The organism is Mycobacterium sp. D16R24, assembly GCF_002013385.1.
GTDB lineage: Bacteria > Actinomycetota > Actinomycetes > Mycobacteriales > Mycobacteriaceae > Mycobacterium.
Genome location: NZ_MAEV01000011.1, coordinates 138,346 through 149,524 on the forward strand (window position 1 = coordinate 138,346; position 11,179 = coordinate 149,524).

At 62.4% G+C, this 11,179-nt stretch carries 9 protein-coding genes; 6 read left to right on the forward strand and 3 right to left on the reverse strand.

Annotated features, from left to right (window positions below; translation table 11 throughout):
- Positions 1-17 precede the first annotated feature (17 nt).
- Positions 18-2,729, reverse strand: a complete 2,712-nt coding sequence (locus B4383_RS09745) for an FAD-dependent oxidoreductase (RefSeq protein WP_078290509.1) — start codon at positions 2,727-2,729, stop codon at positions 18-20.
- Between B4383_RS09745 and B4383_RS09750 the strand changes: the two genes are divergently transcribed.
- Positions 2,721-3,452: a TetR/AcrR family transcriptional regulator gene (locus B4383_RS09750; RefSeq protein WP_139363106.1), complete on the forward strand. Its 732-nt coding sequence runs from the start codon at positions 2,721-2,723 to the stop codon at positions 3,450-3,452. The genes B4383_RS09745 and B4383_RS09750 overlap by 9 nt on opposite strands.
- Positions 3,453-3,532: 80 nt before the next feature.
- On the opposite strand, the gene B4383_RS09755 is transcribed toward B4383_RS09750, so the two are convergent.
- Positions 3,533-4,579 (reverse strand): M23 family metallopeptidase, encoded by a 1,047-nt coding sequence (locus B4383_RS09755; RefSeq protein ID WP_078290614.1) that lies wholly within the window; start codon positions 4,577-4,579, stop codon positions 3,533-3,535.
- A gap of 422 nt (positions 4,580-5,001) precedes the next feature.
- On the opposite strand from B4383_RS09755, the gene sucC reads away from it, so the two are divergent.
- The 3 genes from sucC (at position 5,002) to B4383_RS09770 (ending at position 7,956) form a co-directional block, all read left to right on the forward strand.
- On the forward strand, positions 5,002-6,165 hold the full coding sequence (gene sucC / locus B4383_RS09760; RefSeq protein ID WP_078290511.1) for an ADP-forming succinate--CoA ligase subunit beta: 1,164 nt from the start codon (positions 5,002-5,004) through the stop codon (positions 6,163-6,165).
- An 18-nt stretch (positions 6,166-6,183) separates the two neighbouring features.
- Positions 6,184-7,086 (forward strand): succinate--CoA ligase subunit alpha, encoded by a 903-nt coding sequence (sucD, locus tag B4383_RS09765; protein ID WP_078290512.1) that lies wholly within the window; start codon positions 6,184-6,186, stop codon positions 7,084-7,086.
- Positions 7,087-7,353: 267 nt separating this feature from the next.
- Entirely contained in the window at positions 7,354-7,956 is a 603-nt protein-coding gene (locus B4383_RS09770) for a hypothetical protein (RefSeq protein ID WP_078290513.1), read from the forward strand.
- On the opposite strand, the gene B4383_RS09775 is transcribed toward B4383_RS09770, so the two are convergent.
- A complete protein-coding gene (locus tag B4383_RS09775) occupies positions 7,953-8,801 on the reverse strand; it encodes an LLM class F420-dependent oxidoreductase (protein ID WP_078290514.1) in 849 nt (282 codons plus the stop codon). The two genes, B4383_RS09770 and B4383_RS09775, sit on opposite strands and share 4 nt — an antisense overlap.
- A 119-nt stretch (positions 8,802-8,920) precedes the next feature.
- Between B4383_RS09775 and sfnG the strand changes: the two genes are divergently transcribed.
- Positions 8,921-10,042: a dimethylsulfone monooxygenase SfnG gene (gene sfnG, locus B4383_RS09780; RefSeq protein ID WP_078290515.1), complete on the forward strand. Its 1,122-nt coding sequence runs from the start codon at positions 8,921-8,923 to the stop codon at positions 10,040-10,042.
- A gap of 114 nt (positions 10,043-10,156) precedes the next feature.
- Positions 10,157-11,167: a DUF5336 domain-containing protein gene (locus B4383_RS09785; RefSeq protein WP_078290516.1), complete on the forward strand. Its 1,011-nt coding sequence runs from the start codon at positions 10,157-10,159 to the stop codon at positions 11,165-11,167.
- Positions 11,168-11,179: the final 12 nt, after the last annotated feature.

Below are 11,179 nucleotides of genomic sequence, written 5' to 3' on the forward strand. Positions count from 1 at the left end.
CTCCCGCTGGGACCACGTCAGCAGGACCTGAAATCTAGGGTGAGCTCATCGGATATCGGGCGCGCGAGACAGGCAAGGATGTATCCATCAGCGATCTGGCCATCCGTAAGCGGCATGTCCGCTATGTCTTCCATCTCCGCCTGTCCGACACAGACTTTGGCTATGCAGGTACCGCAACTCCCTGACTGGCACGAGTAGGGAAGCGAATCGGTTCGCTGGATTGCGTATTCCAAGACTGTGTCGGTGTTTCGGGGGATACTGAGTGTCGAACTGCCTGAGTCGGTGTGCAATGTAACCTGTGCCGCCGGGCCCGGTCGTCCCGTGACGGAAGTACCTGTGGATTTAGTGTCGAATAGCTCGACGTGGACGGCTGCTGGCTTGACGCCGTGTTTGTCGAGCGTGGCGATGGCGTCGTGAACCATCGGCTGTGGGCCGCACAGGAACCATGCGTTGACATCCGGAGCATGAATGTCGTCCGACAGCCTGGCACCGAGCGCCTGGCTGTCGATTCGGCCCTGTCGAAACACTTGCGTTGACTCAGATTCTCGGGAGAGGTAGTGGGTGACCGAGATTCGGCTTCCAAACCGGACCGCAAGTTCGGCGATTTCGTCTGCAAACATAATGTCTTGCCGCGTTCGGTTCCCATACAGCAGGACCGTCTCGCTGCCAGGTTCATTGTTCAGTATTGTGCTGATGAGCGAAATGACCGGGGTTATGCCACTGCCTGCCGCGATGAACACGTAGCGTCCCGAATTGGTCGGATCTGGCACGTGGACGAATTGCCCGCGTGGCGTGCTCGTGTCCAGGGTATCGCCGGGTTTAAGAGTGAGCGCGTATGGCGAGAAGACGCCACCCGCAGCATGTTTGACGCCGATTCGTAGTCGTCTCGTCTCAGCAGGTTCACAGATCGAATAGCTGCGCCGGATTGGTTCGCCCGCGGCTTCACCCCTGATGATCACGTACTGTCCTGCGGTGAAGCGATACTCATCGCGCAACGCATCGGGGACCTGCATCTCGATGATCACACTATCGGGGGTGTCGCGCTCGATCGAGGTGATCAGGAGTTGGTGAAAACCTGGTGTCGGCTGGTCGGTGTTCCGAAACGTTTTGTCGGTGAGTCCACTTCCAAACACCTTGCCGGACTTTACTTCCTTCCACAGGTTGCGTTGCAGGATGGCCGTAGCGGTGTCCAGTCCACCACGGAGTGTGCCGAGCATGGCCCCGCCACACCGTGAACTTGCGCCCGTCAGATACAGGCCATCGATCTCCGTGCGCGGCCCAGGGCGAAAGACGATGTTCTTCAGCGAGAAGTCGAGTCCGGCCCAGGCTCCCAGACGCGTGCGTGTCCAGTCTTCATGGGACAGCATCGTTGAAGATTCTTGCCAGACAATGTGCCCGTCTATGAACGGCATGAGCTGTTTCACGCGTTCAATCACGCGATGTTCCAGTGCGGATTTGCGCGCGATGTACTCCGGATCGGAGTGATAGTCGATGCCATCGAGCGCACCACCTTGGACTCCCCAGAAATCATAGGATTGAGGTGTGCTCGTAGTGATTTCGATCGAGCTAAAGCCTTCACTCCCCGGTTTGGGTGTGTCTTTGAGCGTCGGAGAAGTGATCCAGAGAGCGTACTCGTCCATCTCCTCGTACTGAGTCCAGCTTGCCGAGAGGATGTTATGGCTCCCGGTCAGCTCATTGAAATTCAGCGAGCTGAGGTAGAACCTATGCTCCGACGACATATGTTGTCGTACATCGATATTCAAGCCGAGATACACCGAGAATAGTGTTGGCGTTAGCGGCGCCTTGGCGATTCGGCGACGGGTGCAGGCTTTGGTGTGGACCGCGTCGATGAGCGATGCGTAAGTCGTCTTTATGTCGGCATTACTGACCACAATCGGTGAGTAGATTTCTTCGCCCGTTTCCAGCCGCACGCCATTAGCGCGCCCATGCTCTATGAGAATCTTGTCTACCTTCGTGTGCAGACGAACCTCGCCATCATTGCAACGGATGACGCGAGCCAGGGTGCGCGGGATTCTGGCGACGCCGCCGCGCACATACCAGCCACCGGACTTGATGTAGTGATTGAGCGCGAATGCGTACATTGTGGCCGGGATCTTGGTCCGCGGAAGTAGCAGGAATGCGCAAATGTAACCAAGTGCGGTGCGGGCTGATTCGGAAAGCCTATGGAGGTCAAACAGCTGTTCCAGCGTGATCGCGCTCTTCATGACGGGCAACAGGGTGTTGGGATGCCGCATCAGCTCCAGGGGGCTCGGAATTGGTGGAGCGCCGAGCTTTTCCAGGGCTTCGGCGGCTTTTCGCAGGGTCTTGAGCGTTCGTCGTATGCCTGTCGCATCCTTGGGAAACATTCGTGTCAGCCGGATTTCGAATTGCCGCCACCCGCGGGGCACGCGAAGGTCCAGCCCCGGGGCGATCAAGCGGTCAAAACCATCGGGATCCATGTTGTTGTATTTGATTTCGTCTTCTAGGCCGACTCCGCGCAATACAGTCGGGATCACGCCGTCCAGCTCGCAGTCGCCGATGTAATGCGCACCGGTTGAGAAGCTGAACACCTTGCCACGCTGGAACTCCTGCGCGGCTCCTCCGACTACTGGCTGAGCCTCGAGTACCAGAGTCCGCAAGCCGTTGGCGGATAGGTATGCAGCTGTTGTCAATCCGCCTGTCCCGCTACCGATCACGATTGCATCCCACTTCGGCGCCCCATGGCCCATCTGCGTTCCTCCTATCAATGTGACTTGATAATGCCGCAGATTGTCAAATCTGACAAGGAGGTATGGCAGAATCGTGGGATGGCCAACCCGAATCGGGTTTACGCTGGCGTTTCCGCCGCGGAACGAGGACGCCAGCGTCGGCAGTCCTTGCTCGAAGCGGCGTTCGATATCGTCGGGACGCGTGGTGCCGCAAGCCTCACTGTTGGGGCGATGTGTCGACTGTCAGGCGTGACAGAGCGCTACTACTACGCCCTGTTCAAAGACCTCGATGAGGTCATCGTGCAATTATTCGAGCAACAGTTGCAATCCATGCGCGAGTTCGTCCTGGCTGAAGCGACCGATGCAGCACTCGGTGTGCGGGCGTCGATGCGTGCGGGCGTCGCCGCGGCAATCAACTGGCTGACTGCCGATCCTCGGCGCGTCAGAATCGTTATGACAGAGGGCTACACCTATCCCGCCTTGGTTGCGCGACGTGATGACGTCACCGCATCGATGACGGGTCTGCTGCTCAGCGTTGGGTTTGTGCAGTTCCGGAAAGATCTATGGCCGCGGTCGGCAGGCAAGGCGGTATTTGGTGCGCTCTATATGGTCGGCGGACTTAATGAAGCCGTCCTTGCCTGGATGAATGGCGCCCTGGATGTTGCCGAGGACGAGCTTGTTGATATGTGCACCGAAATGTTCATTCGCACAGGCGAGTACGTCATTGGTCAGAGTATCGACTGAATCACGAAGAGGAGGCCCAAGGCGCCGTTTGTTGATTGCGGCGAACGGATCTCAATGGGGCGATCGCCCCATCGGAATCATTAGTCGCCGAAGCGGCTGAAGGTGATGCCCTTGTTGGCCAACCAGCCCTGCGGGTCGATGCGCTGCGATCCACCCAGCAGCACTTCGAAGTGCAGGTGCGGACCGGTCGAGTTACCGCGGTTGCCGATCGTGGCGATGCGGTCACCCGCCATCACCCGCTGGCCCACCGATACTTCCCAGGTGTTGATGTGGCCGTACAGAGTCACGGTGCCATCCGAGTGGCGGATCTTGACCCAGGCGCCGTAGCCGGCGGTCGGGCCCGTCGCGATGACGACGCCATCGGCCGCAGCCACGATAGGAGTGCCGATGCCGTTGGCGATGTCGATGCCGCCGTGCAGGGCACCCCAGCGGTAACCGAAGCCGGAGGTGAAGGTGCCGTTCGCGGGCATCACGAAGCGCGGAGCCAGCAGACGTTTCTCGCGGTCCGCTCGCTCGGAAGCGAAGGCGGTGGCCTTCGCCAGCTGCTCGTCGGTAATCGAGGTGTCGGTGGCCAGCGGCCCGGAGATCAACTGCGGCCCGTGGGCGGCCATCACCGCTGCGGAGCTACCCAACGCAAGGCTGTGACGATCTGCGGCCGTTGCGGCATCGTGCTCGCTCAGCGCGGTGTACCCGGCGGCGGCAGCTGCACCGGCGGCCATGGCTGCCAGGGCGATGCGGGTCTTACCTACTTGACCGATCTCGCGGCGACGGTGTGCGCCTCCGCTGCTGATCCTGGGCAGCTTGTCGGTCGGGGTGTCTCGAGGATCTCTGGTGCGTGCGGCCGAAGCGGCGAACCAGTCTGCGGTGGCCTCAATGGAAGCGCGGATCCGATCGGCTTCGTCAGTGTCCTCTTCCCAGTCCTGCTCGATCTGGGCGAGAGCGGCCTGGTGCTCCATCTCGGCGCCCTCTTCCGGGGCGTTCTCGTAGACGTCGTAGTCCTCAAGCTCGGGGCGTTCCAGCGCATCACTCAGGCCGAACTCGTCGATCGGCACGATGTTGGTGATCTCGTTCTCACTCGGTGCCGCGCTTCGATCACCACGCGTGCGTGTCGTTCGATGCTGTGTCAAAACCTCGCCAGTCTTCCGTTCGGCGTCACGATCTAGCGTGACCAAAACGTGATCTAACCCAAGAGAAGGTAACGGTTGGGCAAGGGGAGCCGCAACTCAATGCGCGGAAACGCATATAAATGTGACTTGCGTCACGAAGTCGCTGATAGGGCTCCCGAGCCGCGGCATCGTTGCCGAATCTCGCCGGGGCTACCTCACCACAGATCACGGCCGTATGGCGACCCCCCGTGACCGAACTGAAACCGGTTACAGACGCGTTCGAGCCCTGCCAGCGGGTGGCCAAATAATGAATTCTATGAGTGACCAGGTGGTGAATTCGGCCACTTACTCAGAAGTAGTGAGGGGCGTCGCTGTGGCCTTGGCTACAGTCCCTAGTGCAATAGTGCCGACCCGACGTTCGATGAGGAAGATGGGCTAGCTAGATGGATCTTTTCGAGTACCAGGCCAAGGAGCTGTTCGCTAAGCACAACGTGCCGACGACGCCGGGCCGGGTTACCACCACCGCCGAGGATGCCAAGGCGATCGCCGAGGAAATCGGTAAGCCGGTGATGATCAAGGCGCAGGTCAAGGTTGGTGGACGTGGCAAGGCCGGTGGCGTGAAGTACGCCGCCACTCCCGATGACGCGTTTACGCACGCACAGAACATCCTGGGCCTGGACATCAAGGGCCACGTCGTCAAGAAGATCCTCGTCGCCGAGGCCAGCGATATCGCCGAGGAGTACTACATCTCCTTCCTGCTGGATCGCGCTAACCGCACCTACCTGGCCATGTGCTCGGTCGAGGGTGGCGTGGAGATCGAGGTCACGGCCGAGGAGAACCCCGACGCGCTGGCCAAGGTGCCAGTTGACGCGGTCAAGGGCGTCGATCTGGCTCTGGCCCGTGAGATCGCCGAGAAGGGCAAGCTGCCCGCCGCGGTGCTGGATGCCGCCGCGGTGACCATCCAGAAGCTGTGGGAGGTGTTCGTCGGTGAGGACGCCACCCTGGTTGAGGTCAACCCGCTGGTGCGTACCCCCGATGATCAGATCCTGGCCCTGGACGGCAAGGTCACCCTGGACGGCAATGCCGACTTCCGTCAGCCCGGCCACGCCGAGTTCGAGGACAAGGACTCCACCGATCCGCTGGAGCTCAAGGCCAAGGAGCACGACCTCAACTACGTCAAGCTTGACGGCCAGGTCGGCATCATCGGCAATGGCGCGGGTCTTGTCATGTCGACTCTCGACGTGGTCGCCTACGCCGGCGAGAACCACAACGGCGTGAAGCCTGCCAACTTCCTGGACATCGGCGGTGGCGCCTCGGCCGAGGTCATGGCCGCCGGTCTCGACGTCATCCTGGGTGATTCACAGGTCAAGAGCGTCTTCGTGAACGTGTTCGGTGGCATCACCGCGTGTGACGCGGTCGCCAACGGCATCGTCGGCGCCCTGAAGACTCTCGGTGACACGGCAAGCAAGCCGCTCGTGGTCCGTCTCGACGGCAACAAGGTCGACGAGGGCCGCGCAATCCTGGCCGAGTTCAACCATCCGCTGGTCATCCAGGCCGAGACCATGGACGCCGGTGCCGACAAGGCCGCCGAGCTGGCGAGCAAGTAGAGAAGGAATCACTGACTCATGTCCATTTTCCTGAACAAAGAATCCAAGGTCATCGTCCAGGGCATCACTGGCGGTGAGGGCACCAAGCACACCGCGCTGATGCTCAAGGCCGGGACCCAGGTCGTGGGTGGTGTCAACGCCCGCAAGGCCGGAACCACGGTGTCGCACAAGGATGCAGACGGCAACGACGTCGAGCTCCCGGTCTTCGGTTCAGTGGCTGAGGCCATCAAGGAGACCGGCGCCGACGTGTCGATCGCCTTCGTGCCGCCCGCGTTCTCCAAGGACGCGATCATCGAGGCCATCGACGCAGAGATCCCGCTGCTGGTCGTCATCACCGAGGGAATCCCGGTGCAGGACAGCGCATATGCGTGGGCCTACAACCTTGAGAAGGGCAACAAGACCCGGATCATCGGGCCCAACTGCCCCGGCATCATCACCCCCGGTGAGGCGCTGGTCGGCATCACGCCGAACAACATCACCGGCACCGGTCCGGTCGGTCTGGTGTCGAAGTCCGGCACTCTGACCTACCAGATGATGTACGAGCTACGCGATTTCGGTTTCTCGACTGCCATCGGCATCGGCGGAGACCCGGTCATCGGCACGACCCACATCGACGCCATCGAGGCGTTCGAGAAGGACCCGGAGACCAAGATCATCGTGATGATCGGTGAGATCGGTGGCGACGCCGAGGAGCGCGCGGCCGACTACATCAAGGCCAACGTGTCCAAGCCGGTCGTCGGCTACGTCGCGGGCTTCACGGCCCCCGAGGGCAAGACCATGGGTCACGCCGGTGCCATCGTGTCCGGCAGCTCGGGTACCGCTCAGGCCAAGAAGGAGGCCCTTGAGGCCGCCGGTGTGAAGGTCGGCAAGACGCCGTCCGAGACCGCCAAGCTGGCTCGCGAGATCTTGCAGAGCCTGTAACGGGTTACGTACGCAAGGGCCCCGACCGGTTTCCGGTCGGGGCCCTTGTCGTTTCGCCGTTGTCGTGTCGCGCGCTGATGCTCAGGCTCGGTGAGGTCGGCATTCTGGCCGAAATCGCGTCTCCGGTAGCACCTTTCGCCTGCCTGGAGTCGTCGAATCTACTGTCAGGCGATCTCGGGTTTCGTTCAGTGAGATTGTGTGACCTACGCATGAACAATCGGAGGACGGGGCATCGGCGCTCCTGGTGACCGGCTACCTTCTCGGTTCGTGGGCCTCTCGTTCGACACATCCGGTCTGGTGCCGAGCGTTGACGGCTGGTACGACCCGGCGACCGGTGATCAGTTCTGGGTCTCGGATTCGCGAGGCCCCTATCTGTCGGTGCCGCTGGAGGATCTGAGCGTGGTGCGCCGTGCGCTCGTCGAAGCGGTACTGGCGCGGCGCGCGGGCGTCATCGAGGCCTACATCGTCGGCGTCGACACGCTCCCGGGGCTGCTGTACGTGGTGAAGGTTCCGAAAGCTGATGCCCCGCAGGGCCTCACCTTCATGGCATCGATAGTCGTGCCGCGCGCGCATTCGTACGCGATGGTCTGCGGGGCATTCGCGGAGGGGCCGGTGACTGGGGTGCGCGAGGCAACTGTGCTGGAAGAGCTGCTGGCGGTTGGCGATCCGTCATCGCGTATGTGGCCCCCACACCCGTACGCGCCGGATCTCGAGCCGGGCATTCCGTACAACATCGCCGACGAAATACGTTGGGACGATAAGTTTCCTGATCATCCGCTGTCACGTCTACGTCGATGGGTGGCAAGGGTGACGCCCACCATCAGAGTGGGACAGAAATTCGCCGCCTTGCCGCCGTTCTCCGTGAATTAGGCGAATGCTGCGAGTTTTCCGGACAATCGTTCGATGTATGCCCGTACCTCGTCCTCGGAGCGATCAGGCATCCCGAAGATCGCCTCGGTAACCCCCAGCTCGCGCCATGCGGCGAGCTGCTCGGGATCCGGCTTGCCCGCCAGCACGTAGATCAGCGGGTCGTCCGCACGGCCTGCCGCTGCCCATTTCTCCTTGAGTGCCACGATCTTGCCGGTGATGTCCTCGTCGCGCGGGGTGGACATCCAGCCGTCGGCGTTCTTGGCGATCCATGTGAAGTTCTTCTCGGTGCCGCCCGCACCCACGATCACCGGCACATGCTTCTGCACCGTCTTGGGCCAGGCCCAGCTGGGGCCGAAGTTGACGAATTCGCCTGAATAACTGGCCTCTTCGTTCTCCCAGAGCTTGCGCATCGCCTCGATGTACTCGCGCAGCATGGTGCGGCGACGGCCAGCGGGAACGTTGTGATCGGCCAGCTCGTCGGTGTTCCAGCCGTATCCGACGCCGACGGTGACCCGGCCGCCACTCATGTGATCAAGGGTGGCAATCGATTTGGCGAGGGTAATGGGATCGTGCTCTACGGGGATCGCGACCGCGGTGGCCAGCCGGATCTTCGACGTCACCGCGCACGCAGCACCGAGGGATACCCACGGATCCAGGGTCCGCATATAGCGGTCGTCGGGCAGTTCCGCGCCGCCGGTGCCGGGGTGTGCGGCCTCGCGCTTGATCGGGATATGCGTGTGTTCGGGAACGTAGAAGGTGGTAAACCCGCCGTCCTCGGCCGCCTTGGCGGCGATGTCCGGCGAGATGCCGCGGTCACTGGTGAACAGAACGAGCCCGTAGTCCATCCGCCAATTAGAACGTGTTCCAGTTTTGTTGTCGAGAGTGGGGGCTACATCGTGCCGGGAACGGATCACGGTGAGTAAGACGGATGACCGCCCAAAGGGTTCGCTGTTTGCATACCTCCATGACGACCGAACGGATATCTGACCACGTCACATTCGCGTACTGGGTCCCCAACGTCAGCGGCGGGCTGGTCACCAGCACCATTGAGCAGCGCACGGACTGGGGTTACGACTACAACGTGGCTCTTGCGCGCACGGCAGAGAACAACGGCTTCGAATATGCGCTCACGCAGGTGCGTTATGAGGCCAGCTACGGCGCCGAGTACCAGCACGAATCCACCAGCTTCTCCCTGGCGCTGCTGCTGGCCACCGAGCGGCTCAAGGTGATCGCCGCGGTTCACCCGGGGCTTTGGCAGCCCGGTGTGCTCGCCAAGCTGGGCGCGACGGCTGATCACTTGTCGGGCGGTCGCTTCGCCGTCAATGTGGTCTCCGGATGGTTCAAGGACGAGTTCACCCACTTGGGCGAACCCTGGTTGGAGCACGACGAGCGGTATCGGCGAAGCGGCGAATTTCTCCAGGTGTTGCGCAAGATCTGGACCGAGGATGACGTCGACTTCCGGGGCGACTTCTATCGGATCCACGACTTCACGCTGAAACCGAAGCCGCTACACACCCCGGAGCTGTTCCAGGGCGGCAACTCGACGGCCGCGCGCCGCAACGGCGGTTTGTACTCCGACTGGTACTTCTCCAACGGCAAGGACTTCGCCGGTATCACCGACCAGATCGTGGAGGTCCGGGATCACGCCCGAACCGTCGGCCGCGAGGTCAAACTCGGGCTCAACGGTTTCATCATCGCCAGAGACACCGAGGCCGAAGCGCGCGAGGTATTGCGGGAGATTGTCGCGAAGGCGAACCGCCCCGCCGTGGAGGGTTTCCGCGCGGCCGTTCAACAGGCCGGCGCGGCCACTGGAGACAAGAAGGGAATGTGGGCGGATTCCTCGTTCGAGGACCTCGTGCAATACAACGACGGATTCCGCACCCAGCTCATCGGCACCCCGGAACAGATCGCCGAGCGGATTGTCGCCTATCGGCGGCGGGGTGTGGATCTGATCCTGGGTGGTTTCCTGCACTTCCAGGAGGAGATTGAATACTTCGGCGCCAAGGTGCTGCCACTGGTCCGTGAGATCGAGGCGGCCGACGCTCAGGAAACCCACAGCGAATATCGCGTACCGGTTTTGAGCTAACCGATGTGCCTTGGCCGTGTCTGGCCTTGTCTGCGTCCGTACCGGCGCCGGGTGCAGTAGCGTGGAGGCGATCCACCCCGAGACCACGACCGAAACCGTGATGTAGGAGATGTAATGACGTATTCGACCGGTGGGCCCGGATACCAGCCCGCGCAGCCGTCCAACCCGTACGGCACCCCGTCCTTTGTGGCCGAGCCCAACACGGGCGCGCTGGGGGTTTACCTGCCCGGTGGTGTCTTGGTGCTGAGCCTGATCGGCTTCATTGCCGGCTTCGGGCCGTTCTACACCGGGAAGGCCAGCTCGGGGACGTCGGGAAGCTTCGGCGGGTTCGACCTCCTGGCCTTGTCGCCGGTCTTCGGCTTCGCGCAGTTCGCACTGCTGATCGCCGGTCTGACCGCGGGTGTCTCGCTCCTCTCCGGCAAGGACGACAAGCAAGCTCCCGTGGCTATCCTGTCGATCGTCGGATTCCTCTTCGTGCTCGGTGGACTGTTCGGTAACCCGTTCGCGGCCGCCTTCGGCGAGGTCGGCATCGGGTGGGGCCTGATCACGCTTGCCGTGGTGTCCGGCCTGCAGGCCGCGGTCGCCGTCTACGCCCTGCTCAGTGAGGTGGGCGTCGTCAAGGCCAAGACCGCCTCGCCGGCGACCAACCCGTTCGGCAGCCAGTACCAGACGCAGCAGAGCCAGTACTACACCCCGCCGCAGCAGCAGCCACAGCAGCAGCTTCCCAAGCAGGGGCAGGGCTACGGCCAGGCCGGTGCGCAGGGCTACGGCCAGCAGCAGGGCTTTGGCCAGCAGGCCGCCCAGGGCTACGGCCAAGCCGGTGCGCAGGGCTACGGCCAGCAGCAGCCCGCTCCCGCCGGGCCACCGTCGTACGGCGGCTACGGCCAGCAGCCGCCGCAGTCGGCGCCTCCGACTCCGCCGCAGGGCTTCAGTAGCACCGGGTTCACGCCGCCGCCAGCACAGCCGGCTCAGCAGACTGCGTCGTCGCAGCCGACCCAGCAGTACCCCACCTTTGGTGCGGCCAGCGGTCAGGCTCCCGGTGGTGAGCAGCAGGGTAGCGCCAGCGCCGGTTCGGCCGCTGCCAGCGGTGACGATCTGTTCGGCACCTCTCGTCCCTCCAACTAGACGGTGTTCACT